This is a genomic window from Actinoplanes sp. CA-015351 (assembly GCF_050955685.1).
GTDB lineage: Bacteria > Actinomycetota > Actinomycetes > Mycobacteriales > Micromonosporaceae > Actinoplanes.
The window spans coordinates 6,841,890-6,867,639 of the sequence record NZ_CP192102.1; the positions used below are offsets into that span (position 1 = coordinate 6,841,890).

19 protein-coding genes and 1 riboswitch are annotated in these 25,750 nt (G+C 68.6%); of the genes, 9 read left to right on the top strand and 10 right to left on the bottom strand.

Going from position 1 to position 25,750, the window contains the following annotated elements:
- Positions 1-14: 14 nt before the first annotated feature.
- From ACQP2E_RS31075 to ACQP2E_RS31095, 5 genes are all read left to right on the top strand, one after another.
- Entirely contained in the window at positions 15-1,784 is a 1,770-nt protein-coding gene (locus tag ACQP2E_RS31075) for an N-acetylglutaminylglutamine amidotransferase (RefSeq protein WP_433826500.1), read from the top strand.
- An 18-nt stretch (positions 1,785-1,802) separates the two neighbouring features.
- A complete protein-coding gene (locus ACQP2E_RS31080) occupies positions 1,803-3,593 on the top strand; it encodes a S9 family peptidase (RefSeq protein ID WP_433826501.1) in 1,791 nt (596 codons plus the stop codon).
- 89 nt (positions 3,594-3,682) lie between these two features.
- Complete coding sequence (locus ACQP2E_RS31085; protein ID WP_433826502.1) at positions 3,683-5,002, top strand: MFS transporter; 1,320 nt, start codon at positions 3,683-3,685, stop codon at positions 5,000-5,002.
- 74 nt (positions 5,003-5,076) lie between these two features.
- Complete coding sequence (locus tag ACQP2E_RS31090; protein WP_433826504.1) at positions 5,077-5,772, top strand: hypothetical protein; 696 nt, start codon at positions 5,077-5,079, stop codon at positions 5,770-5,772.
- Position 5,773: 1 nt separating this feature from the next.
- Positions 5,774-6,274, top strand: coding sequence for a mycothiol transferase (locus tag ACQP2E_RS31095; RefSeq protein WP_433826505.1), 501 nt, complete (start codon positions 5,774-5,776; stop codon positions 6,272-6,274).
- Here ACQP2E_RS31095 and ACQP2E_RS31100 read toward each other — a convergent pair.
- From ACQP2E_RS31100 to ACQP2E_RS31115, 4 genes are all read right to left on the bottom strand, one after another.
- Entirely contained in the window at positions 6,271-7,740 is a 1,470-nt protein-coding gene (locus ACQP2E_RS31100) for an ATP-binding protein (RefSeq protein WP_433826506.1), read from the bottom strand. The genes ACQP2E_RS31095 and ACQP2E_RS31100 overlap by 4 nt on opposite strands.
- A gap of 3 nt (positions 7,741-7,743) precedes the next feature.
- The gene (locus ACQP2E_RS31105; RefSeq protein ID WP_433826508.1) at positions 7,744-9,402 is read right to left on the bottom strand and encodes an FAD-dependent oxidoreductase; all 1,659 of its coding nucleotides are present in this window, start codon (positions 9,400-9,402) and stop codon (positions 7,744-7,746) included.
- 10 nt (positions 9,403-9,412) lie between these two features.
- On the bottom strand, positions 9,413-10,564 hold the full coding sequence (locus ACQP2E_RS31110) for an NAD(+)/NADH kinase (protein ID WP_433826509.1): 1,152 nt from the start codon (positions 10,562-10,564) through the stop codon (positions 9,413-9,415).
- 791 nt (positions 10,565-11,355) lie between these two features.
- Entirely contained in the window at positions 11,356-12,339 is a 984-nt protein-coding gene (locus ACQP2E_RS31115; protein WP_433826510.1) for a class I SAM-dependent methyltransferase, read from the bottom strand.
- Positions 12,340-12,485: 146 nt separating this feature from the next.
- Here ACQP2E_RS31115 and ACQP2E_RS31120 point away from each other — a divergent pair, with 146 nt between their 5' ends.
- A complete protein-coding gene (locus ACQP2E_RS31120) occupies positions 12,486-12,959 on the top strand; it encodes a substrate-binding domain-containing protein (RefSeq protein WP_433826511.1) in 474 nt (157 codons plus the stop codon).
- Between the two features lies 1 nt (position 12,960).
- Here ACQP2E_RS31120 and ACQP2E_RS31125 read toward each other — a convergent pair whose 3' ends face one another.
- The gene (locus tag ACQP2E_RS31125) at positions 12,961-14,631 is read right to left on the bottom strand and encodes a sulfatase (protein WP_433826512.1); all 1,671 of its coding nucleotides are present in this window, start codon (positions 14,629-14,631) and stop codon (positions 12,961-12,963) included.
- 98 nt (positions 14,632-14,729) lie between these two features.
- Between ACQP2E_RS31125 and ACQP2E_RS31130 the strand changes: the two genes are divergently transcribed.
- Genes ACQP2E_RS31130 through ACQP2E_RS31140 form a run of 3 tightly spaced genes read left to right on the top strand, consistent with a single transcriptional unit; the run spans position 14,730 to position 19,086 of the window.
- A complete protein-coding gene (locus ACQP2E_RS31130) occupies positions 14,730-15,371 on the top strand; it encodes a TetR/AcrR family transcriptional regulator (protein ID WP_433826513.1) in 642 nt (213 codons plus the stop codon).
- Positions 15,365-17,119 (top strand): ABC transporter ATP-binding protein, encoded by a 1,755-nt coding sequence (locus ACQP2E_RS31135; RefSeq protein ID WP_433826514.1) that lies wholly within the window; start codon positions 15,365-15,367, stop codon positions 17,117-17,119. The genes ACQP2E_RS31130 and ACQP2E_RS31135 overlap by 7 nt, the downstream gene beginning before the upstream one ends.
- Positions 17,116-19,086 (top strand): ABC transporter ATP-binding protein, encoded by a 1,971-nt coding sequence (locus ACQP2E_RS31140; protein ID WP_433826516.1) that lies wholly within the window; start codon positions 17,116-17,118, stop codon positions 19,084-19,086. The genes ACQP2E_RS31135 and ACQP2E_RS31140 overlap by 4 nt, the downstream gene beginning before the upstream one ends.
- A gap of 70 nt (positions 19,087-19,156) precedes the next feature.
- Here the strand turns inward: ACQP2E_RS31140 and ACQP2E_RS31145 are convergent, their stop codons facing one another.
- From ACQP2E_RS31145 to ACQP2E_RS31165, 5 genes are all read right to left on the bottom strand, one after another.
- A complete protein-coding gene (locus ACQP2E_RS31145) occupies positions 19,157-22,045 on the bottom strand; it encodes a Calx-beta domain-containing protein (RefSeq protein ID WP_433826518.1) in 2,889 nt (962 codons plus the stop codon).
- Positions 22,046-22,059: 14 nt separating this feature from the next.
- A riboswitch (cyclic di-GMP riboswitch) is annotated at positions 22,060-22,139 on the bottom strand.
- Between the two features lie 183 nt (positions 22,140-22,322).
- Entirely contained in the window at positions 22,323-22,940 is a 618-nt protein-coding gene (locus ACQP2E_RS31150) for a response regulator (protein ID WP_433826519.1), read from the bottom strand.
- On the bottom strand, positions 22,937-24,049 hold the full coding sequence (locus tag ACQP2E_RS31155; protein WP_433826520.1) for a sensor histidine kinase: 1,113 nt from the start codon (positions 24,047-24,049) through the stop codon (positions 22,937-22,939). Before ACQP2E_RS31155 ends, ACQP2E_RS31150 begins: the two co-directional genes overlap by 4 nt.
- On the bottom strand, positions 24,046-24,837 hold the full coding sequence (locus ACQP2E_RS31160; protein WP_433826521.1) for an ABC transporter permease: 792 nt from the start codon (positions 24,835-24,837) through the stop codon (positions 24,046-24,048). The genes ACQP2E_RS31155 and ACQP2E_RS31160 overlap by 4 nt, the downstream gene beginning before the upstream one ends.
- Entirely contained in the window at positions 24,834-25,670 is an 837-nt protein-coding gene (locus ACQP2E_RS31165; protein ID WP_433826522.1) for an ABC transporter ATP-binding protein, read from the bottom strand. Before ACQP2E_RS31165 ends, ACQP2E_RS31160 begins: the two co-directional genes overlap by 4 nt.
- Positions 25,671-25,750: the final 80 nt, after the last annotated feature.

Here is a 25,750-nt window from a genome sequence, read left to right on the forward strand (position 1 = left end):
ATAGGAGGTCGTACATGTGCGGGATAGCCGGCGAGATCTGTTACGGGGACCGGCCCGCGGACACCGAAGCGGTCCGCCGGATGATGCCCTGTCTGCAGAGCCGGGGGCCGGACGGCGAAGGACTCTGGGACGACGGCCGTCTGGCTTTCGGGCACCGGCGGCTGCGGATCATCGATCTGTCCGAGAACGGTCGCCAGCCGATGACCGACGAGCAGCTCGGGCTCACCGTGGTCTTCAACGGCTGCATCTACAACTATCAAGAGCTTCGAGAAGAGCTTCAGGGGTACGGCTACACGTTCTTCTCGACGTCGGACACCGAGGTGATCCTGAAGGCGTACCACCGCTGGGGCGCCGACTGTGTCACGCGTTTCCTGGGCATGTTCGCGTTCGCGATCGCCGAGCACGCCAGCGGGACCGTCACGCTGGCCCGGGACCGTCTCGGCATCAAGCCGATGTACCTCGCCGAGACGCCGGGGCGACTGCGGTTCGCCTCGACGCTGCCGGCGCTGCTGGCGGCGGGCGGCGCGGACACCACCATCGACAAGGTGGCGCTGCACCACTACATGACGTTCCACTCGGTCGTCCCGGCCCCCCGCACGATCCTGACCGGGATCCGGAAGCTGCCGCCGGCCACCGTACGGGTGATCCAGAAGGATGGCACGTCCACCGAGCGGGTGTACTGGGAGGCGAACCACACCCGGTTGCAGGTGGCGCCGGCGGACTGGGCCGGAGAGCTGCGGGAACGGCTCCGGCTCGCGGTGGAACGGCGGATGGTCGCCGACGTGCCGGTCGGCGTGCTGCTCTCCGGTGGCCTGGACTCGAGTTTCATCGTGGCGCTGCTGGCCGAGCAGGGACAGACCGGGCTGACCACGTTCAGCATCGGGTTCGACGCGGGCGGCGGCGAGAGCGGTGACGAGTTCGAGTACTCGGACCTGATCGCGCGGAAGTTCGGCACCACGCACCACCAGATCAGGATCGGACAGGAACGCTTCCTGCCTGCCGTCGAGCGGACCGTCGCGGCGATGAGCGAACCGATGGTGAGTCACGACTGCATCGCCTTCAACCTTCTCAGCGAAGATGTGGCGAAGCACGTCAAGGTCGTGCAATCTGGGCAGGGCGCGGACGAGATCCTCGCCGGATACAGCTGGTACCCGCCCCTCGCCGGCGTCGATCGCGACAAGGCCGTCGAGGCATACGCGAAGGAGTTCTTCGACCGCCCGCACGGCGAGCTCGCTCGACAGCTCAATCCCGAGTGGCTGACCGAGAATGATCCGTCGCTGGAGTTCGTGGCGGCGAGTTTCGCTCGATCCGGGGCGACCACCGCGGTCGATGCCGCACTGCGCCTCGACTCGCAGGTGATGCTCGTCGACGACCCGGTCAAACGGGTGGACAACATGACTATGGCGTGGGGCCTGGAAGCACGCGTACCGTTCCTGGATCACGAGTTGGTGGAGTTCGCGGCGGTGTGCCCGCCGGAGGTCAAACTGGCGCAGGGCGGCAAGGGGGTGCTCAAGGACGCGGCGCGTGGCCTGGTCCCCGACGAGGTCATCGACCGGCCGAAGGGATACTTCCCGGTTCCCGGCATCCGGCATCTCGAAGGCCCGATGCTGGAGAAGGTGCGCGACGCGCTGCACGCGACGGCCGCCCGGGACCGGGGGCTGTTCCGGACCGAGTACACCGACGCGTTGCTCGCTGATCCGAACACGCCGCGGACGACGCTCGGAGCGAACCAGTTGTGGCAGCTGGCGCTGCTGGAGATGTGGTTGCAGGACAAGGGCATTTAGCTATTGCAGGAGGTCTGGATGGAAGGTCAGCTCAGCCGTATCGACGTCACGGTGCTGCCGGTGGGCTGGAGCCGCCCATCCGGCCCCAGGACCGAATCGGAGGTCGCCGGCAACTGGTCGCCGGCGCTGTCACCCGACGGCCGGCACCTGGCGTACGTCTCCGACCGCGGTGGCGTCCCGGCCGTCTGGGTGCAGCCGGTCGGCAGCGAGCTGACCTTCCGCGTCGACACCGGGGGCGAACCGGTCACCGCGGTGCGGTGGTCCTCCGGCGGCGGCTGGCTGGCCTGCGAGATCACCCCCGGCGGCGCACCCCGGCACGAGGTCTGGCTGGTCCGCCCGGACGGCTCCGACCTGCATCAGGTCGCCGGCTTCGGCGCCGACACCGCGGAGAACATGCGCTGGCTGCCCGGCCGCCCGGTGCTCGCGCTCACCGAGAACCTCACCACCGCCGTCCTGCTCGACGTGGTCGCCGGAACCAGGACGGTGGTCGCGCACGGCGACCTTCTCTCGCTCCTCGACGTGGACCCGGCCGGACGCTTCGCGCTTCTTCGGTACGGGCCGCGGGGCAGTCGTGAGATCGTCCTGCGGGACCTGTCGACAGGCGTCGAGAAGCCGATCACGCGTGGTGAGCGGGCCGTGTTCAGCCCTGGTGGCGGCAACGTCTACGCGCTCAGCCAGGACGGCGAGGTTCCTGTTCTGATCCGGGTCGCCGGGGATGCCGTCGAGGTGCTGACCGGTCTTCGGGACGGTCCGGGTGAGGTCGAGGACTTCACCATCACCGCCGATGGGCGTACCGCTGCGGTCCTGTGGAACGTGCGCGGCGGGGAGTCGGAAGTCGCGCTGATCGGCCTGGACCACGACGGAGATCGCGTCCCGGTGCCGGTGTCGCCGCTGCCGGGTCTGGTGGTCGGTGAGCTCGCGTGGAGTTTCGACGGGTCGGCGCTGGCGTTCACGGCGGAGGGGCCGGGGCAGCCGCACGGCGTCTGGGTGCGGTCGGGCGGTGAGGTCCGCGCGGTCTCGGCCGAGCCGGCCTCGCCCGGCGCGGTCCGGCCGACGCTTGAGGTCTTCCCCGCTCACGACGGGTTGACGCTGACCGGATGGCTGTTTCAGCCGTCGGCGCCGGGACCGCATCCGACCGTGCTGTGGCTGCACGGCGGGCCGGAGGCGCAGGAGCGGCCGGGCCACGGTCCGCTGTTCCAGTCGCTGGTGAACCGGGGCATCGCGGTGTTCGCGGCAAATGTCCGGGGGTCGTCGGGCTTCGGGCGCAGCTTCGTCGACGCCGACAACGGGGCGCGGCGCTATGCGGCCATCGAGGACGTCCGGACGTGTGTCACCTACCTCCGGGACTCCGGGATCGCCGGGTCTGTCGGCTGCATGGGGCGGTCGTACGGCGGTTATCTGACGCTGGCGGCGCTGACGACTTTCCCGTCGCTGTTCGCGGTGGGCGTCGATGTCTGCGGCATGTCCAACTTTTCCACGTTTTATCAGCACACAGAGCCCTGGATCGCCGCGGCAGCGGTCAGTAAGTACGGCGACCCGGTGCTGGACGCGGACCTGCTCGCCGACCTGTCCCCGATCAAGCGAATCGACCAGCTGTCGGCGCCGCTGCTGGTGGTACACGGGGAGAACGACAGCAACGTCCCGGTGATCGAGGCCGAGCAGGTGGTGAAGGCTCTGGCGTCGCGTGGGGTGGAGCACCGCTATCTGCTGTTCCCCGGCGAGGGCCACGAGCTGCTGCACCGCTCCTCCCGGGCCGAATACCTCCGCGAGGTCCTCACCTGGCTCGACAAACACCTCCTCACCGCCTGAGTGAACAAACGCACGTTGTCGGGGCGGGGACGGCGAGAAAGGCTTGGGGGGCGCGTGCCCCCTTACCCCGTCCCACCGAAAGGCGAACCATGCCCCTGCGTCCCGAAGCCCGGGCCTGGGCGGTGTGGTCCGCCGGACTCGCCGCGTACGTCATCGCTGTCCTGCACCGGACCTCGCTCGGTGTCGCCGGGCTCGACGCCCAGCACCGCTTCGACATCGGCGCGAGCACGCTTGCCAGCTTCGCGGTGCTTCAGCTGCTTGTGTACGCGGGCCTGCAGATCCCGGTCGGGATGCTGCTCGACCGATTCGGATCACTGCGGCTGGTGCTTTCCGGTGCGCTGCTCATGGCGGCGGGGCAGACGCTCATGGCGTTCACCGACGATGTGACGGGTGCGGTCGTGGCGCGGGTCCTGGTCGGCGCCGGCGATGCCATGACGTTCATCAGCGTGCTGCGGCTGGTGCCGCACTGGTTCCCGGCGAAACGGGTGCCGGTGCTCACCCAGGTCACCGGCATCGTGGGACAGATCGGTCAGCTGCTGTCCGCCGTACCCCTGGCTGCCCTGCTGGCCGGGCCTGGCTGGACCACCGCTTTCGCCGGTGCCGCAGGCGCCGGGGTCTTCGTCGCGCTGGTAGCGTTCGCGGCTCTGCACGACACGCCGGAACGCCGGGTGAACAGCGGCGGCGCGATCACCTGGCGACGGCTCGGGTCCGACCTGAGCGGCGCGTGGCGGCATCCCGGTACCAGACTCGGCCTGTGGACGCACTTCACCACCCAGTTCACCGGTACGGTCTTCGCGCTGATGTGGGGTGTCCCGTTCCTGATCGCCGGTGAGGGGCTGAGCCGGGGCGCGGCCAGCTCGCTGCTGATCGTCTTCGTGCTGACCGGCATGGCGTCCGGGCCGGTGCTCGGTTTGCTGACCCAGCGGCACCCGCTGCGGCGTTCCTGGCTGGTGCTCGGCATCGTCGGCGCGAACATGGGCGCCTGGGCACTGGTCATCGCCTGGCCCGGTCAGGCGCCGATGGCGCTGCTCGTGCTGCTTGTCGTCGCGCTCGGCCTCGGCGGCCCCGGCTCGATGATCGGTTTCGACTACGCGAGGACCTTCAACCCACCGAGCAGATTGGGTACGGCTACCGGCGTCGTGAACGTGGGCGGTTTTGTCGCCTCACTGCTCACGATCTTGCTGATCGGACTGATCCTGGACGCCCGCACCGGCGGGAGTGCCGACTATCACATCGCTGATTTCCGGGTCGCGATGTCGGTGCAGTTCGCCGTCGCGGCGATCGGGGTGATCGGCATCCTGCGGACCCGCCGCCTGGCGCGCCGCAAGATGGAGCAGGAGGACGGCGTCGTGTTTCCGTCCCTCCGGAAGACCCGGAGCGATCGCCGGGAGTTGTCCGGCAGGCGTTGAGCCCGGTTTAGCCCTGGGGCGGGTGGTAAAGGCTAGAAGCTGGCGCTGATAGCCCTGAATCCCGGAGGAGGGAAATGTCCGACCAGGCTCAACCTCGGATCCTGCCGAACATCGATGTCCCGAAGACGCTCGCCGGCACTCTGGCCGCTGTCTCGGCGGCGGTCGTCGGCTCGTACCTCGGTGTCGCCGGCACGATCATCGGTGCCGCGGTGGCGAGCCTGATCAGCTCGGTCGGCACCGAGGTCTACCACCGCTATCTGGATCACGGCACGAAGAAGTTGCAGTCCGCCTTCGTCACCGCGCCTGCGGCGGTCGGTACGCCCGAGGTCGCGGCAGCACCCGAGCCGCCGTCCCAGCCGGAGCCGCCCCGGCAGATCCGCTGGAAGCGGGTGGGCGTGGTGGCCGGAGCGCTCTTCGTCCTGGGCCTGGGCACGCTGACCGCGGTCGAGCTGGTCACCGGGCAGTCGGCCGGGCAGGCCACCGGCGGCGGAAGCGGCAGCAACCCGACCCTGGTCCAGCTGTCCGGGAACAAGGGCGACACGACTCAGGACAAGAAGGAAGAGAAGAAGGAGCAGGAGCCCGGCACGGCGGCGACGACCGAGCCCGCGGGCGAGGCCACCGAGCCTGCCGCCGAGGAGACCACGGCACCGGCCCCGGAGCAGACCGAGGCGGAGACGGCCGAGCCGACCGACGCCCCGGCGCCCGCAGCGCCGGCCGACGAGACGGGGCAGGCTGACACCGGCACCGAGACGACGACCGAGGGTGAGTGACATGGACGCCAAGGACATCCTGATCGAGGCGCACGGCCGGCTGCCCGAGCTGGTCGAGGCCGCCGTCCACGACCTCACGCCCGAGCAGCTCCGCTGGGCCCCGAAACCCGGCGCGAACACGATCGGCTGGCTGGTCTGGCACCTGACCCGGGTCCAGGACTCGCACATCGCCGAGTTGCTGGAGCAGGACCAGGTCTATCTCACCGGCGACTGGGCCGCGCGTTTCGGCCTGAAGCCGGACCCGTCGGACAGCGGTTACGGCCACTCACCGCAGCAGGTCGCCGCGGTGGCCCCGGAGAGCGCCCAGGCTCTGATCGATTACTACGCGGCCGTGCATGCCCGGACGCTCGAATACCTGGGCGGCATCACGGACCAGGACCTGGACCGTGTCGTCGACGACAACTGGGACCCGCCGGTCACGCTGGGCGTACGCCTCGTCAGCATCATCGACGACGACGCCCAGCATGCCGGCCAGGCCGCATATGTGCGCGGATTGCTTTAAACGGACGCGGGTTCGGTGATCGGGAGCCGCACCGAGAAGCGGGTGTTCCCCGGTTCGGAAGAAACCTGAATGTCCCCGCCATGACCGTTCACCACGATCCGGTACGAGATGTCCAGCCCCAGGCCGGTCCCCTCGCCCACCGGTTTCGTGGTGAAGAACGGCTCGAAGACCCGCTTACGCACCTCGGGCGGCATCCCCGGCCCGTCGTCGGCCACCGACACCACCACCGAGTCGTCCTCCCGGTACGTCCGGATGGTGAGCGTCCCCTGGCCCTTCATCGCGTGCACCGCGTTGTCGATCAGGTTCGTCCACACCTGGTTCAGCTCCGCCGGGTGGGCCGGGACCTGCGGCAGCGTCCGGTCGTAGTCCTTGACCACCCGGACGCCGTCACCGATCTTGTGGCCGAGCATCACCAGGGTGCTGTCCAGCCCGCCGTGCACGTCGATCCACTGGTGTGCGGCCCGGTCCAGGTGCGAGTACTGCTTCGCGGCCGACACCAGCGACGACACCCGTCCGGTGGCGTCCTCGATGTCGGTCATCAGCTGCTCGGTCTCCAAGGCGTACCCGATCCAGTGGATCGCCTGGTCCAGCAACTCCGCCGAGGCGAGCCGGGCCTCGATCTGGGAGAGGCACTCGGTGTCGATGCCGCCCTGGGCGAAGACCGGTGCGACGTCCCAGCCGCCGGTGATGTTGTGCTCGTCCATCCAGTCGCCGAGCTCGTCCTCCAGGTCGGCGGTCTGCATGGCGGTCAGCACCGGCGCTTTCGCGGCCCGCTCGATGACCTCCTCCTGGAGTTCGAGCAGCGCGGTGAGCCGGTCCGGGGCGACCTTGCCGGCGGCGAGCTTGCCGAGTTTCATCCGCATCGCGGCGACCCGCTGGCGCAGCGCGCCGGTGGCCCGGGCAGCCGCGGCTGCCGGGTTGTTCAGCTCGTGCATGAGGCCGGCGGAGAGGGCGCCGAGCGCGGCGAGCCGCTGCCGTTCGCCGATCGCCGCCTGCGAGCTGGCGATGCCGAGCGCGAGGCCTTCGAGCAGGTGGATCGCCATCGGGAACCAGTCCCGCATGAGGTGGCCGAAGTCAGCGGCGGAGACCGTGAAGAACTCGGAGTCGGAGAGCGCCCGCATCGACGCCTGGTACTTGCGGGGCAGACCGTCGTCGCGCAGATAGGCCTGGGTCGCGCCCATGTAGACGCCACGCTGCTCGGTCCGGGTCGTCTCCACGTCGTCAGCGCCGACCCGCCGGGTCAGCGCGATCGTGCCGCTGAGCAGCACGAAGAACGACTCGGCCGGGTCGCCCTCACGCAGCACCAGCCCACCGCCGGGAACCCGCATCGTGCAGCCGTGCTCGGCGAGCCAGGACAGCTGCTCGTCGGTCAGCTTCTCGAAGAGGAAGAGGGTGCGCAGTTCGTCCGGGGTGAGCGCACCGGGCTCACACGGTTCGAGCCGGATCTCTTCAGTCTCGATGGTCATGGGTTACTGCGCCTCCAGATAGCGGTGGACCAGCGCGACGGCCATCGCTCCCTCGCCGACCGCCGAGGCCACCCGTTTGATCGAGTTGGCCCGGACGTCGCCGGCGGCGAAGATGCCGGGGACACTGCTCTCCAGATAGAACGGATCCCGGTCCCGATCCCATCCCCGCGGCCGCTCACCGTTTCCGACGAGATCCGGACCCGTACGGATGAAGCCCTTCCCGTCGCGCACCAGGGTGTCGCCGAGCCAATCGGTACGCGGCTCCGCCCCGATGAACACGAAGAGGTAACCGCACTCGACGGTGGCTTTCGTCCCGTCCTTGCTGTCACAGATGGTGATCGCCTGCAGGTGCCCGTCGCCCTGCGCCCCGATCACCTCGCAGCGGGTACGCACCTCGATGTTCTCGATCTGGGCGAGCTGCTGGATCAGGTAGTACGACATCGACGACTCGAGGGAGTCACCGCGGACCAGCAGGGTGACCTTCCGCGCGTACTTCGCGAAGAAGAGCGCGGCCTGACCGGCGGAGTTGGCCCCGCCGACGATGTAGACGTCGGTGCCGGAGCAGGCCGGCCCCTCGGTCGACGCCGAGCCGTAGAAGACACCGGAACCGGTCAGGCCGGCCACGCCGTCGGCGATCAGCGGACGGTACGAGACGCCGGTGGCCAGCAGGATCGCGTGCGAGGAGATCTCCCGGCCGTCGGCGAGGGTCAGCGTCCGCGCCGAGCCGTCGGCCCGCAGCCCGACCACCTCGCGGGTGTTCAGCGTCTCGGCCGCGAACTTGTCGGACTGACGCCGGGCCCGCTCGGTGAGCTGGGCGCCGGAGATCCCGTCCGGGAATCCGAGATAATTCTCGATCCGGGAGCTCTGCCCGGCCTGCCCGCCGACCGCCTGCCGTTCGACAAGCAGGGTCTTGAGGCCTTCCGAGCCGCCGTAAACGGCCGCGCCGAGCCCGGCCGGCCCGCCACCCACGATGATCAGGTCGTAGAAGTCGCGGCCCGGGCTGGTGGAGAGGCCGGCCACCTCGGCGACCTGCTGCACGGTCGGCCGGCTCAGGGCGCGCCCATCAGCGGTGACCACGAGCGGCACCGACTCCGGACCGGCGTTCGCCGCCTCCAGCAGGCGGCGGCCCTCAGGCTCGTCGGCGCCGAAGTACCGGTACGGAACCAGGTTGCGCGCCAGGAAGTCACGGATCTGGAACGACGGCTCGCTCCACCGGTGGCCGACCACCCGGATGTCCGGCAGTTCGGTGTCGCCGGTCGCCTGCCACGCGTCGAGCAGCGCGTCCAGCACCGGGTACAGCTTCTCCTCCGGCGGGTCCCACGGCTTGAGCAGGTAGTGGTCGACGTCGACCACGTTGATGGCCTGGATCGCGGCGTCGGTGTCCGCGTACGCGGTGAGCAGTGCCCGCCGCGCGTGCGGGAACAGGTCCATCGCCTGCTCCAGGAACTCGATGCCGTTCATCTGCGGCATCCGGTAGTCGGCGAGCATCACCGCGACCCGGCCGCCGCGCAGTTTCAGCTCCCGCAGCACGTCGAGGGCTTCGGAGGCGGACGAGGCCCGGATGATCCGGTACGTGTCGCCGTACCGGCGGCGCAGGTCGCGGGCGATGGCCCGGGAGACCGAGGGGTCGTCGTCGACGGTGAGAATCGCGGGCTGGCCCATAGTCAATACCTCAGCTCTGGGTCACGATGTCGGCGTTTTCGGGATGGCGTTCGAGATAGGACATCACGAACGGGCAGGTGGCGACGACCTCCGCGGAGCGCGAGCGGGCGTCGGCGAACGCCGCCGAGGCGAGCCGGCCGGCCAGGCCACGGCCGGAGAACGCCTGGTCGACCTCAGTGTGCAGCAGCTCGACCCGGTCGCCGTGGCGGCGGTAGTGCAGCACTCCGGCGACCTCGCCGCCGAGCATCACTTCGTACCGCTGCTGTTCGAAGCTGTCGACCACCACGGCGTCGCCGGGCTCGGCCGCGCCGACCTGGGCGCTGCCCTCGACCCGCAGCTTGCGGCGGGCCCGCTCGTAGAACGAGGTGCGTCCGAACCGGATCACCTGGGCGGCGGCCGGCAGGGGCTGAATCTCGAGGCGGGCGCCGGGTTCGGCGTACCCCTCGATGATGCCGTCGACCTCGATGGCGAGCCGGCCGCTGGTCGGCAGCACGTCCAGGCTGACCTTCTCGGAGGTGTCCAGAACCAGCGAGCGGTTGAACGAGGAGTGCGCGGCGGCCGCGCTGACGATCAGAGCCTCGACGTTCGGCGAGACGATCGGCCCACCGGCCGAGAAGCTGTAGGCGGTCGACCCGGTCGGTGTGGCGACGATCACGGCGTCGGCCGCGTAGTTGACGAAACCGTGGTCCTCGACCCGGATCCCCACCGCGGCCAGCCCGTGACCGGGCACCCGGACCAGGGCGATGTCGTTGAAGGCGGTCACCTCACGCCCGTCCGGCAGAATCGTCCGCACGGCGGTACGCGACTCCACCCGGTACCGATGGTCGTCGATCGACGACAGCGCCTCACCCAGGTCGGGCAGGTCCACCTCGGCGAGGAACCCGAGCCGGCCGACATTGACGCCGAGCACCGGCGTCTTGCGCCCCTCGACCAGGCGCATCGTACGCAGCATGGTGCCGTCGCCACCCAGGCTGACCAGCAGCCCGGCGCGTTCCACCATCTCCTCGACGGGCACCGCGACAGCACTGCACGCGATCCTGGTGATCTCGTCCGGCAACCCGAGCACGGTGACACCCCGCTCGGCCGCCCAGTTCACGATCGCGTCGACCGCCGAACCGCAGTCCCGTCGCGGATGCAGAACCAGCCCCACGACCTTGACCATTCCCATGGCTGCTTCCCCGCTCTCCCGTCACAACCCTATGCAGCCTTGCACGCCACACCTACTTCGGCGACAGTCCCAGCCGTGTCGGCGCACACGCCGCCACCCATGTTTCCGGCCGGTGAAATCCCCTTCTTCGGGCCTCAAGGCCCCCGTTCTGCCCCGCCCCGCGCTCTGCCCCGACCCGCGCTCTGCCCCGCCCGCGCTCCGCCCCGCCCGCGCTCCGCCCCGCCCCGCGCCGCTCGGCCTGGATCTTGTGGACTTAGCCGCAGACGTGCCCGCACACCTCCACAAGATCGAACAGGTCTGGCCGATCTTGCGGAGTTACGCGCAAACGGTTCGCTGAAGTCCACAAGATCGGCGAAGCGCCGCGTTCACCACGCCGAAACCGTGAAGCACCGCGCTCACCACGCCGAAACCGTGAAGCACCGCGCTCACCACGCCGAAACCGTGAAGCACCGCGTTTGCCGAACCTTGGAGACCTGTGGGGATTGAACACCCACGAGTCTCCAAGATCCAGCACGGTCCACCTGCCGTGGTGGCCGAACGTCACCACAACACTCCCCAACCACCCGAAATCAACACGCCACGGATAGCCGCCCCCGCAAACTCGTGCACTTGTGGTCGATCAGCCGGCTAAACCGCACAAGATCTCCGAACGGCAGCTCGCACCGAGAAACCGCCACGCCACCCCGAACCCGCCGCCGGGTGCACAAATGGCGGAACCCGAGCGCGCGCCAGGCTGCCGGAAGTCGCTCACGATCGAGAAAGGGGCGCCGGGTGGGAGCGGTAGGTCAGTGGCGGGTTGCCAGGGCCAGGAAGCGGTCGGGGACGTCGACGTACGAGTTCAGTTGCCAGCCTGACTCGGCCAGCAGGGTGCCCAGGCGGTCTTCGCTCATCGGCTCGTCGGGGCGCAGGGTTCGGCCGTGTCTGGCGGCGAGCTGAGCTCGGCCGGTGGGCTGGAAGATGGCCAGGGTGCCGCCGGGGCGGGTGGCTCGGGCGAGTTCGGTCAGGCCGGCCGCCGGGTCGGGCAGGTGGTGGACCAGGCCGGCCGCGAAGATCACGTCGGCAGTGGCATCGGCGACGGGTAGCCTGCGGGCGTCGGCGAGGACCAGGTCGGCGCACTGGTCCCGGCCGGCCTTGCGGGCGGTGTCCAGCATGTCCGGGGTGAAGTCCAGGCCGATCACCCGTCCCGCCGGCCCGGCCGCTGCCGCGGCGGCCAGGGAGGGCAGGGCCCGGCCTGTGCCGCAGCCGACGTCCAGGACGACGTCGCCGGGCTGGACGCCGGCCAGGCGGACTGCCTCGGTGTAACGGGGGATGTCGTCGCCGAACTTGGTGTCCCAGTCGGTGGCCTTGGCGGCGAAGAAGGCGCGGCTCTCCGTGAGGTACCACCGGTCGGGGTCAGCCAGGTCGGGGTGGAGATGCCGGATCACCGGCCACTCCGGGTCACGGTGGTCGATCACCACCTGGGCGCGGCGCTCGCCGTCGCCCTCGGCAAAACGGTGGCGCGGGCCGCCGCGCAGGAAGACCAGGATGCGGTCGGTGGCCGGTTCGAGGACGTTGAGCGCCGAGTCGGACAGGCCGCCGCCCGGGCCGGTCACACCGAGCACGGCGTCGATGCTCCAGGCCCGGGACGAGGACGGGAACGCTGCGGCGAGGCAGGAGGCGAAGGCGGCCGCGGCACCGGGATTGCCACCGTCGACGATCACGGTGAGTGGGGCGCGCGGTGCCAGCACCTCGGCGAGCAGGGCGGTGACTTCGGCGATGCGTTCTGGCACGCCCACCAGCATGCGGCGTGAAAGTGACGTGCGCAACGCCCTGGACGTCGGGTGATTTGCCACCTTTTGCCGTAAGACAAGCCACCGGACAACTGCAACTCGGCGGGATAGGGCACCGAACCCGCAGCGGCTGCGTCGGAGAGCCCATGACGGTGAAAAGGATCGGATTCCTGCTGCTGACCGTGCTGGCGCTCGGCGGCTGTGCCTCGCCGACAGCTGAGAGCGGTGGCGACGAAAGGATCGGCGGAGTGCCGGCCACGAGTCTCGCGCCGGAGGCCACCGGTGAGATCAAGGTGCTGGCGTCCGCCACGCTCAGTGAGGCGTTCGACCTGATCCGGGACGATTTCCAGGCTCGGAACCCGCGGGCTTTCGTCGTTACGGCGTACACCAGCAATGCGAGCCTGACCCGGCAGATAGCCGGCGGCGAGCCGCCGGACGTGGTCGCGACCGATGACGCGGCGGCGCTGAGCGGCGTGACCAGGGAAAAGGCGGAGTTCGGGAGTGGGCGGCTGACCGTTGCCGCCCTCACCGACTCCCCCGCCGCCGAGCTTTTCGTCGATTATCTGAGTGACGCGTCTGCTCAGCGGACGCTCATCGACACCGGGGTTTTAAGACCATAGATCAGTGCGGATCGCCGTCCGGGCCGAACGCCGTCAGGAATCGGTCCCGGAAGGTGTCCATCCGCCAGACCGGCGCGTCCGGCGCCGGCTGGAGCCCGTCGGTCCAGCCCCACGCCTTGATCCGGTCGAAGACCTTCGGGTCCTTCGCGACGATCGTGATCGGCACGTCGTGGGTGGCGTTCTGCCCGACCACGACCGGCGCCGGCTGGTGGTCGCCGAGGAAGACCATCACCAGGTCGTCCTTGCCGTACTCGGCGGTGTGGCCGAGGAGGCTGTCGAGGGAGTACGCGATTGATTTCGCGTACTCGGTCTTGACCCGGTCGGTGTCCTTCCACAGGCTCTGCGGTGACTCGACGCCGGTGACCATCGGGCCGTACACGCTGCCGTCGCCGACCTCGTCCCAGCCGACCATGCTCGGCACCGGCGACCACGGGGTGTGGCTGGAGGTCAGCGTGATCTCGGCGAGCAGCTTGTCCCGGTTGGTCTTCGCGTACTCCAGCTTCTGGAAGGCCGACATCACGAACTGGTCGGGCATCGTGGACCAGCTGAAGGCGGGGCCGTTGTATCCCAGGGTGTGTGAGTCGTAGATGTGGTCGTACCCGTAGAACTGACCCTCGGGCCAGGCGAACGTGATGCCCGGCTCGACGCCTACCGCGCGATGCCCGGAGTTCGCGAACGCCCTGGTCAGGGTGAGCCGGTCGGTGGAGACGAGGCTGCGGTACCGCTGCTCGTTGTCGATCCACAGCCCGGAGAGGAACGTGGCGTGCGCGAGCCAGCTGCCGCCACCGGCGGTCGATGACGTGAGGAATCCGCTGCGCGACGTGAAGCCGGCTTTCCTGAGCTTGTCGCTGTTCGCCGTGAGGCTCGTCTGCACCGCACCGTTGAACTGGGGGTTCTCCAGCGCGTCCCGGCCGTAGCTCTCCACGAACGAGACGACCACGTCCTTGTCCCGCAGCGCGGTGAGCAGCTGGTCGGCGGGCCGGTCGCGGAACGCGTCGATCTGGACCTCTTCGGCGAACCGTTTGCGGTCCTTCAGGTCGTTGGGCAGCGCCAGCGCGGTGTGCGCGGCCAGCTCGGCGGCGGTGTACGACGCCACCGGGATGCCGCCGATCAGCTGAAAGCCGACAGCGGTGAGCGCGATCCAGGCGACACCCACCGCGCCGAGGCCCCGCCAGGCCCCGGCGCGGTGGGCGGTCATCACGCCGGCCAGCCGCATGACCGCCCAGGTCATCCCGGCAATCAGGGCTACGGCGAGTACGACGGCACCGGCGGCGGCACCGATCGCGGCGGCCTTGCCGACCGAGTCGGTCAGGAAGTTGAAGCCGTCGTCGACAAGGATCCAGTCGAGGACCGGGTCGAACCGGCGGGCCAGCACCGCGAAGAACCCGATGTCGATGAGCTTCACGACCGTGAGCAGGCCGAGCAGCACACCCAGCCCGGCGGCGAGCGGCCGCCGGACCCGGCCGAGGCGCCCCCGTTGCGGGAGCAGGAGCAGGATCGCTCCGGCCACCAATGCCTCGACCGGGACGCGCAGCAGGGCGGTGATGACCGAATTTCCGGGCGGCAGACGGAAGATCTGGTCCGGCACGATCAGTGCCAGGAAGACCAGAACGGCAGCGAATCCCGTGGTCGAGTGCCTTGCAACGCGGCGGTACGGCTTTTCGTGGCTCACGTTCTGTTCATACGCCAGGGCACCCGATCCGGTTCGACGGGCACCCCCATGACAAAAGTCAGTGGCTGAGTGAGTACTCGCTCATTAGAGTGGCCGGCATGGAGACCGGGCCCGCTTTCGAATCCAAGCGCAGGCGGGTGCCTGCCATGGCGCCGGAGGAACGCCGTGAGGCACTCATCGCGGCGACCATCCCGTTGCTGCACGCGCACGGCACCGACGTGAGCACCCGGCAGATCGCGAGCGCCGCCGGCGTCGCCGAGGGCACGATCTTCGGCGTCTTCGAGAGCAAGAGCCAGCTCGTGGTCTGCTCGCTGGTCAAGGCGCTCGACCCGCAGCCGACGCTTGACGCGCTGGCCGCGATCGATCGCGGCGCCGGCCTGCGGCAGCGGGTCGCCGAGGCGGCCGAGATCGTGCACAACCGGTTCATCGAGGGCGCCCACCTCATGCACGCGGCACGCCGGCTGTTCTTCGAGACCGCTCCGGACGCGGGTGCCCAGCAGCGCATGGCGGACTCCCGGCAGCGGATGCACGAGGCGGTCGTCGAAATCTTCGAGGCGGACGTGGACCTGCTGCGCATCCCGCCGGACCGGGCGGCCCGGCTGCTCCTGCTGCACTGCGGGGCGAACGCGTTCGGCCCGTTCGGTGACCCGGAAGAGTTCCGCGGCACCGATCTGGCGACGCTGCTGTTGGACGGAATCCTGATCAAAGACGACAAGCGGGGGGATCGGACGACGTGCTGATCAAACTACTTCGCGTCCACCTGCGTCCTTACCGGACTGCGATCGCCCTCGTGGTGGCGTTCCAGTTCCTGCAGACGCTGGCGACGCTCTACCTGCCGGCGCTCAACGCCGACATCATCGACAAGGGTGTCGTCCAGGGCGACACCGGTTACGTGCTGCGGGTCGGCGGCGGCATGCTGGGCATCACGGTGCTCCAGATCGCCGCTCAGTCCGTGGCGGTCTATTTCGGTGCGCGTACCGCGATGGCCGTCGGGCGCGACCTGCGCGCCTCGATCTTCGATCGGGTCCAGACGTTCTCGGCCCGCGAGGTCGGGCAGTTCGGCGCCCCCTCGCTGATCACCCGGACCACCAACGACGTCCAGCAGATCCAGATGCTGGTGCTGCTCACCTTCACGCTGATGGTGTCGGCGCCGATCATGTGCGTCGGCGGCATCGTGCTGGCGCTGCGCGAGGACGTCCCGCTCTCCTCGCTGCTGCTGATCATCGTGCCGCTGCTGATCGTCGTGGTGGGCCTGATCATCTCGCGGATGCGGCCGCTGTTCCGCCTCATGCAGGTGCGCCTCGACCGGGTCAACCAGGTGATGCGCGAGCAGATCACCGGCATCCGGGTGATCCGGGCGTTCGTCCGCGACGAGCACGAGCAGCAGCGATACGGCGTCGCCAACGACGATCTGACCGACGTCTCGCTGAAGGTCGGCCGGATCATGGCGCTGATGTTCCCGACCGTGATGCTGATCGTGAACATCTCCAGCGTCGCGGTGGTCTGGTTCGGCGGGCACCGGATCGATTCCGGCGGCATGCAGGTCGGCGAGCTGACCGCGTTCATCAGCTACCTGATGCAGATCCTTATGTCCATTATGATGGCAACTTTCATGTTTATGATGATCCCGCGCGCCGAGGTCTGCGCCGAGCGCATCAAGGAAGTGACCGACACCGACAGCAGCGTGACGCCGCCTGCGTCACCGATCACCACGCTCGCTCGCCACGGCGAGCTCGAGCTCGCCGACGTCGACTTCCGCTATCCGGGCGCCGAGGCCGCGGTCCTTTCCGGGGTACGCCTCAAAGCGCACCCCGGTGAAGTGACAGCGATCATCGGCAGCACCGGCAGTGGCAAGACGACCCTGCTCAACCTCGTACCCAGGCTCTTCGACGCGACAGGTGGCACGGTACTCGTCGACGGCGTCGACGTCCGCGAGCTGGACCCGGGCCTGCTCTCCCGCACTGTCGGCCTGGTGCCGCAGCGGCCATACCTGTTCACCGGAACCGTCGCCTCCAACCTGCGGTACGGCAACCCGGACGCCACCGACGAGGACCTCTGGAAAGCCCTGGAGATCGCCCAGGCCAAGGACTTCGTCGAGCGGATGGACGGGCAGCTCGACGCCCCGATCGCGCAGGGCGGCACGAACGTCTCCGGCGGTCAGCGGCAGCGGCTCGCCATCGCCCGGACGCTGGTGCACCGGCCGGAGATCTACCTGTTCGACGACTCGTTCTCGGCGCTCGATTACGCCACCGACGCGGCGCTGCGGTCCGCCCTCACCGCGTACCTGACCGCCGACGAGGGGAACCAGGCGACCGTGGTGATCGTGGCCCAGCGGGTCAGCACGATCCGCGAGGCCGACCGGATCATCGTGCTGGACGACGGCAAGGTGGTCGGCACCGGCACCCACGACGACCTCATGGAGTCCAACCCGACGTACCGCGAGATCGTACTTTCGCAGCTCACGGCAGAGGAAGCGGTAACTCGATGAGCACCGAGAACCGGCCGCAGCCGCGGCCCATGGGTGGCCCGCCGGCCGCCCGGATGATGATGGCGGGCGGACCGCCGGAGAAACTCCAGGACTTCAAGGGCTCCACCAAGCGCCTGCTCGGCCTGCTGAAACCCCAGCGTGCCCTGGTCGCCGCGGTGATGGCCTTCGGCGTCGCCAGCGTGACTCTCTCGGTGATCGGCCCGTACCTGCTCGGCAAGGCCACCGACGTGATCTTCAATGGCGTGATCGGCCGGATGTTCCCGGCCGGCACCTCGAAGGCGGAGGCGATCGCCGGGCTCCGCGCCCGCGGCGACGACGGCATCGCCGACGTGCTCGCCGGCTCCGGCGCGGTGCCCGGCCAGGGCATCGACTTCACCAAGCTGTGGCACGTCCTCACCTGGGTGGCGGTGATCTACCTGTTCGCCTGGGTGTTCGGCGTCCTGCAGGGCCGGCTCACCGCCCGGGTCGTGCAGACGGCCGTCTACGAGCTCCGTCAGCAGGTCGAGATCAAGCTGTCCCGGCTGCCGCTCTCCTACTTCGACAAGCAGGCGCGTGGTGAGGTGCTCAGCCGGGCCACCAACGACACCGACAACATCGCGCAGACGCTTCAGCAGACGTTCGCCCAGCTCGTCACGGCGTTGCTGATGATCGTCGGCGTACTCGGGGTGATGTTCTGGATCTCGCCTTTGCTGGCGCTCATCGCGCTGGTGACGGTGCCGTTGTCGATCTGGCTGACCACCGCGATCGGCAAGCGGTCCCAGCCGCAGTTCGTCGCCCAGTGGAAGGTGACCGGCCAGCTCAACGGCCACATCGAGGAGATGTTCACCGGCCACACGCTGGTCAAGGTCTTCGGACGGCAGCACGAGGCGGCCGACACGTTCCGCGAGCACAACGACAAGCTGTACGCGTCCAGCTTCCGGGCCCAGTTCGTCTCCGGGCTGATCCAGCCCGCGATGATGTTCATCTCGAACGTCAACTACGTGCTCGTCGCGGTCGTCGGCGGCCTGCGGGTGGCGTCCGGCACCCTGTCGCTCGGCGAGGTGCAGGCGTTCATCCAGTACTCCCGCCAGTTCAGCCAGCCGCTCACCCAGGTCGCCAGCATGGCGAACCTGGTGCAGTCCGGCGTAGCCTCGGCCGAGCGGGTCTTCGCCCTGCTCGACGCGCCCGAGCAGAGCCCGGACCCGGCACCCGTCGAGATGCCCCGCATCCAGGGGCGGATCACGTTCGAGGACGTCTCGTTCCGGTACCTGCCGGACAAGCCGCTCATCGAGAACCTGTCGCTGGTCGTCGAGCCCGGCCAGACCGTCGCGATCGTCGGGCCCACCGGCGCCGGCAAGACCACCCTGGTCAACCTGCTGATGCGGTTCTACGACGTGACCGGCGGGCGGATCACGCTGGACGGCGTGGACATCGCCACGATGCCCCGCGAACAACTGCGCGAGCAGATCGGCATGGTCCTGCAGGACACCTGGCTGTTCGGCGGCACCATCGCGGAAAACCTCGCATACGGCGCCTCCCCGGAATCCGGCGACCGTGACATGACCACTGTCGTCGAGGCCGCCGAGGCCGCGCACGTCGACGGTTTCGTGCGGATGCTCCCGGACGGTTACGAGACCAAGATCGACGAAGAGGGCTCGAACATCAGCGCCGGGCAGAAGCAGCTCCTCACGATCGCCCGGGCGTTCCTGGCCGAGCCGAGCATCCTGATCCTGGACGAGGCCACCAGCTCGGTGGACACGCGGACCGAGGTGCTGATCCAGCGGGCCATGAACACGCTGCGCACCGGCCGGACCAGCTTCGTGATCGCCCACCGGCTCTCCACGATCCGCGACGCCGACGTGATCCTGGTGATGGAGAACGGCAGCATCGTCGAGCAGGGCACTCATGACGACCTGATCGCGGCCGAGGGGGCGTACGCAAGGCTCTATTCCGCGCAGTTCGCTCAGGCAGTGGTCGAGATGGACTGACCTTTCCGCCAAAACTCAAGCAAAGAGCGGGGTGACCGTGACGGCCACCCCGCTCCTGGATTCCGGTCTATTACTTGACGGTGACCTTCTTGGAGACGCTCCAGCCGCCCAGGAGGCCGACCGAGGTGTCGCCGGCGACGAACGCCCGGAACGTCAGGGACGATCCGCTGGCCAGCTTCTTGCTGATGCTGTAGACGCCGTTGCTACCGGTCTTGCCCTTGTAGACGGTCTTCCAGGTACCGCTGACCCAGCTCTGGACCAGGATGTCCTGACCGTTGTCCTTCGGGTTACCGGTGACGGTGACCGTGAAGTTGCCCTTGCTCGGCGACGTCGCCGTCAGGACCGGGTTCTGCTTGATGCGAACCGCGATCTCCTTCGACACCAGCTCGCCGACCGAGGTCTGGAAGATGAAGCCTTCACTGATCTTGTGCGTGAACGAGTAGGCCCCGGCCGGGGTGGCGACCACGGACTTGATCTTCACGGCCTTCTCCGCGCCGAACGGCTTGCCCCAGAGGTCGACGGTCGCGCCGGCCTTCGCCTTGCCCGAGATCATCGCGTTGCCGACACCGGTCAGCGTCGCGGTCGAGGTCCCGATCGTCGGCGCACCCGGCTCCTCAGGCTTCCCACCGTCGCTGGCCGCGATGGTGACCCAGCCGTCACCGACCATGCCGAAGTTGCCCAGGCTGGTGCCGCTGACCTTGATGGTCTCGTTCGGCTCGTTCGCCTCGTCGTCGGTGAGCAGAACGTCGGCGATCGGGATCGCGCTGCCCGGCTCGGTTCCCGCGTCCACCGTGACCGTCTGGGTGCCCGGGTTGGTGAAGTCCGCGGCCTCGGCGGCCTTCGCGCCACCGCCGGAGGCTCCGGCGAACGAGACCGTCACGGTCATCGGCTGGTCGGAGATGCCGGTGACGGTACCGGTGACCGGAACCGTGTCGCCCTCCTGGCCGGTGACGTCATTGATCTTGAATTCAGGTGCCTTGTCGTCGTTCTCGATCGTGATGGCCGACGTTTCCTCAGAGGTCGAGCTGAGGTAAGGGTCGCTGCCACCCTGCGGGTCGAGTCCCAGGTTGACGGTCTCGTTGCTCTCGTTGATCATGTCACCGTTGAGCAGCAGGACGCCGAACCCGGAGGTGGTCTCCGGCCGGACGACGACCGTTCCGCCGCCCATCGTGTAGTCACCGCCACCGACACCGGTGTCGTCGGCCTGCGCCGTTCCGGTTCCGGCGTCCTCGAGGTCGAACGTCAGCGTGTGGTTGCTGGCGTTGCTCAGCTTCACCGGCACCAGCACCGCGGCGGTGCTGTTGCCCTCGGGCAGCGCGATGTCGTCGAACGAGATCTTCGGCTTGTCGTCGTCGTCCTTGATCAGCACGGCGGTCGCTTCGCCCGAGGTCGCGTTGACCGCACCGGTCAGGGTGACCTGGAAGTTCTCACCGTCGAGGTCTGTGTTGATCTCGTCGATGGTGTCGCCCACGATGTCGACCGCGAAGGTCTGGGTCGTGGTTCCGGCGGGGAAGGTGATCGACCCGGTCTTCGGGATGAAGTCCTTCACCGGGGAGGCGTCCGGAAGGTCGGTACCGGCCGCTGCGGCGGCCCAGTTGACCTTGACAGGGCTGCCGGAGGCCTTGCTCAGCTTGGCCGTGATGGTCCGGCTGGCCTTGCCGCTGTTCCCCTCGTCCACCGACGCCGTGTCGATGGTGATCTCGGGCTTTTCCGCGTCGTCGTTGTCCTCGATCGTGACGTCGGTCTTCGACTCGGTGCCGAGTTCCGCGTTGGTCGGGTTCGCGAGCTGGACACTGAAGTCCTCGTTCGCCTCGAACAGCGAGTCGTCGGTGATCGCGACCGAGACGCTCTCCTCGACGTCACGCGGGTTGAAGGTGACCGTCCGCTGGGTCGACGCCGGGTACGAGAAGTCAGTCCCGGGCGTCGCGACCTCGTGGTCCTCGATCTTCGCGGTCGGCGCACCCGCGTCCCAGCGCACCGTGACGGTCTTGTCCGAGCCGTGGGTCAGGCTGACGTCCAGCGGAATCGCCAGGGTCCCGTCATCCTCGTCGACCTCGCTCGGCGCGTCGTCCGCAATGCTGATCTTGGGGAGCGGGTCGATGTCGGTGATGGACACCTGGGTCGAGGTGTTGGCCGGCGCCGCGACAAGAGAGGCCGTGGCGGACGCGTTCACCGTGAAGTTCTCGACGTCGGCCGAGTCACGGGTGTCGTCCTTGCCGATCAGGATGTCCTTCGTGCCGCTCGTCTTGCCGGCCGCGATGGTGATCGTCCTCGAGCCGTCCACCAGGTCCGTGTAGTCCCGGTTCTCACCCGGAGCTGCCGTACCCGGCGTCGTGGTCAGCGAGATGACCGTCTCGAAGCCGGACGGCGCGCTGAGCTTCGCGGTGACTGTCGCCTTCGAACCGCTGCCCTCGGTCACCGGGCTGTTGGTGCTGAGCGTGTAACTCGGCGCGTCGTCATTGTCGTTGATCTTGCCGGTGGCCGGGATCGCATCCCCACCCGCCGGGGTTCCGGTAAGGGTCACGACCTCAGGAAGGCCACCCTCGAAGAGCGCGTCGTCGATGGTCCGCACGGTGATGGTCCGCGAGAACGCCGTGGTTCCGGTGACCGAGACCGTGCTCGGAACCGAGTTCACGTAGTCAGACCCGGCCGTGGCCGCGTAGCTCTCGTCTTCCTCAGCGGGACCGGCGGTGAGTGCCAGACCGACGCTCACTGGGGCGTTGTCAGCGCTCGCCGCCCTGGTGATCACGAACTGCAGGTCGCCGCCCTCAGTGACGGTGGGCGAGCTGATCACGATCGGAGCAGGCGCGGCATATGCCGGGGACGTGAACATGACTGTTGGGGTCAGACCCACCGCCGCTGCTACGGCGACCGACAGGGCCGTTCGCATGGACTTGTTGCCACGCAGCGCGAACGGAATCGAGCCGCTCTTGGCCGCATGGGCTTGTGGATAGCGCATGTGTTTCTTTCTCCTTCGGCGGCTGGGCTACCTCCGTTCGGGGAGGCCCCTGGCTTTGCGCCCCCGCCTCACGGCAGGTTTGCCTGTTCGGGTACCGCGCCTGAGGGCCGATCAGAGAAGGCCGCTCAGGCACCGGGGAAACCGGTAGTGAGCAGCGCAAACGCCGGAGGATGTTCCGGCATGAGGTCGCGCCATCCGTAATCTAACCGGCGTATCGTCCCCTTACCGGCAGAACGGGTTTTTAAGTCGAATCGCCCTCAACTAACCCAGAGGTCGATCAGAGCAACCCATGCCGCATGGCCGTGGTGACAGCCGCCGTGCGGTCGGCCACGTCCAGCTTGTTGAAGGCTCGCAGCAGGTGCGTCTTCACTGTCGTCTCGGAGATGAACAGGCGCTTGCCGATCTCGGCATTGGTCAGACCTGCTGCCACCTGCCGGAGCACCTCGGTCTCGCGCGCCGAGAGCGCCGGCGGCGCCGGGGTACGCACCTGCCGCACCAGCGTCGACGCCACGCTCGGCGCGAGAACGGTCTCGCCGCGCGCCGCCGCCCGGACCGCGTCCGCCAAGTCGGCCGGTGTCGCGTCCTTGAGCAGGTAACCGGAGGCCCCGGCCTCGATCGCGCGCAGGATGTCCCGGTCCGACTCGTACGTTGTCAGCACCATCACCCGCACGTCCGGGGCGGCGGCCAGGATCCGGCCGGTGGCCTCGACGCCGTCGCCGTCCGGCATTCGCAGATCCATCAGCACGATGTCCGGCCGCTCGGCCAGTGCCAGAGCCACGCCGGCCGAGCCGGAGGACGCCTCGCCGATCACGGTGAGGTCGGCCTCGGCGTCGAGCATGCCACGCAGACCCATCCGGACCACCGGGTGGTCGTCGACCAGCAGGATCCGGATCACGAGGGAATCTCCACTTCGATCGTTGTACCCCCGGAGGAACGAATGGCAACGGTTCCGCCGACCTGGGCGGCGCGCTTCTTCATGCCGGAAAGACCGAAACCACTGGACTCCGGAACGGAGAACCCGCATCCGTCGTCCTGGACCACCAGCCGCACGCTCGACGGCGCATAGGCCAGCAGCACCGCCACCTCACCGGCACCGGCATGGCGCCGCACGTTCGTCAGCGCCTCCTGGACGGCACGCAGCAGGACCACCTCGACCGGGGTCGGCAGGTGCCTGGGTTCGCCGGTCACTCGTACCGTCGACGACACGGAGGATTCTTCGGAGAAACGGGCGGCCTGCCGGCGTACCGCCTCAGGCAGTGAAGCGGAAGCAAGCGCGGCGGGGGAGAGAGCCGCGATGAGTGCGCGCGACTCGGCCAGGTTTTCCCGTGCGGTACGCACGGCGAGCGCAAGGCGCTCGTCCTTGAGCTCCGGATCAGCGGCCTGGACCAGGGTGATGATGCTGGTGAAGCCCTGTGCGAGCGTGTCGTGGATCTCGCCGGCCAGCCGGTTGCGCTCGGCCGCGACCCCGGCGGTGTGTGAGAGCCGTTCCTGCTCGGCGCGACTCGCCTCCAGCTCGGCGATCAGGTCGGCACGCTCGTTGCTCTGCTCGATCATCTGGGTGATCCAGACGCCGATGCAGACCCCGGCGGCGGTGGAGATGGCCGCGATGACCAGGTCGATGCCGATGCCGCCGGGGTCGGCGCGCAGCTCCAGCAGGACCGGGATCACGTTCGCGGCGACCACCAGGACGATCGCCCGGCGCAGCGTGACCATCATGAAGAAGATCGGCAGGACCGCGAACATCAGCCAGGTCGCCAGCGGTACGCAAGCGATCGCAATCCCGAACAGCAGCAGGTGGGCCAGGCAGACGAGCAGTGCCGTGGTGTTCACCGCGTCCCGCCGGACCAGCGGGCGGCCCACCAGGAGGTGCAGCGCCGCCATCGTGGCGATCGCGGCGATCGCGCCGGCCCTTCGCTCGAACGAGAAGCCGTCCACCATGACGATCGCGGCCGCCACAGCGACCGCGACCACCAGGAAGTAGACGTCCCACAACCTCAGACTCATCGGTCGCTGTCGCTCCACCGGAAGGTCATCAGGCACAGCACCAATCCGACCACACACCACGCGCCGAGCACCAACGCCACTTTGCCGAGCTCCCAGGACCCGGCGAGTTCCTGGCTGCTTGCCGACTCGGGCAGGAAGACGTACCGGAAACCCTGCGCCATCCACCGGACCGGGAAGATCGAGGCCACATTGACCAGCCAGTCCGGCAGCTGGCTCATCGGCTGGATGAAGACGCCGGAGATGAACTGCAGCGCCACCACCGGCACGTTGAGAATGGCGCCGGCGTTGCGGGCGTTGCGGACCAGCGCGCTCACCGCGACGCCGAGCAACGAACACGCGATCACCGACAGCAGGAAGATCCAGGTGAAGGTGAGCCAGTGGCTCGCATCAGGCAGCGGCATGTCGAACACCAGGACGCCGACCAGGAGCAACAGTGCCGTCTCGGCGAGGCTCAAGGCCAACACCAGAAGAGCCTTGCCCACCAGGTACGCGGTAACCGGCATCGGCGTGCCCCGGAGGCGCTTGAGTGTCCCGTCCTCCCGGTCCATCGCCAGCCCGGAGCCCATCGTGACGAACGCGGTGTTCAGAATCCCGTACGCGATCATGCTGGCCGTGAAGACGCGGCTCGCGCTCACCCCGGCGTCGTTGTACTCATCCCCGAAGATCGTGCCAAACAGGAGCAGCAGCATCGCCGGGAAGGCGAAGGTGAAGACCAGCGCCGTTTTATCCCGAAAAAACTGGAGAAGTTCGACGTGGCTGCGACTGAGACTTCCCGAGAGGGTCGTCATCGTGCTTCTCCGATCAGGCTCAGGTACGTGTCTTCCAGCGTCGGACGGGTGATCGTGAGCGTGGTGAGATCCACGCCGGTCTCCAGCAGACGCCGGATCAGACCTGTCGGATCGTCGTGTTGTTCCTCGTGCGCCACCCCGTCGGCACGCCAGCGGACCTGCGCGGCAGCCACGGACCGGCCGCCAAGCGTGGCCGGCGTGCCCTCGGCCACGATCCGGCCGTCGGCCATCACGGCGAGACGGTCGGCGAGCGCCTCGGCCTCGTCCAGGTAATGAGTGGTGAGCACGATCGTGGTGCCGTCACCGGCAAGCCGGCGGATCAGCTCCCAGAACTGGCGGCGCGCCTCCGGGTCGAAACCGGTGGTCGGCTCGTCGAGGAAGAGCAGCTCGGGGCGGCCGACGATGCCGAGCGCCACGTCGACGCGGCGGCGCTGGCCCCCGGAGAGCGTACGGATCTTGCTCTTGCTCTTGGCGGTGAGCCCGACCAGGTCGATCACCTCGTCGGCGGAGCGCGCCTCGGGATAGAAGCCACCGACGTGCCGGACCATCTCGCGGACGGTCAGGTCGGCCGCGTCGTCGGCGTCCTGCAGCACGATGCCGATCCGGGTACGCCAGGCGGAGCCGGCCTTGCCCGGGTCCTCACCGAGCACCCGCACATCTCCGGAGGACCGCTGCCGGTGTCCTTCGAGGATCTCCACGGTGGTGGTCTTGCCGGCGCCGTTCGGGCCGAGCAGCGCGAAGATCTCGCCGCGGGCGACCACCAGGTCGATGCCGGCGGCCGCTTCCCGGTTCTTGTATGTCTTGCGAAGTCCGCTTACCTCAATGGCTTCCATGCCATTGATCGTGCCGTCCGGGGCATGAGATTACGACGACCGCTCGACCGTCATCGGTTGTCAACCGATCGATGGACAGA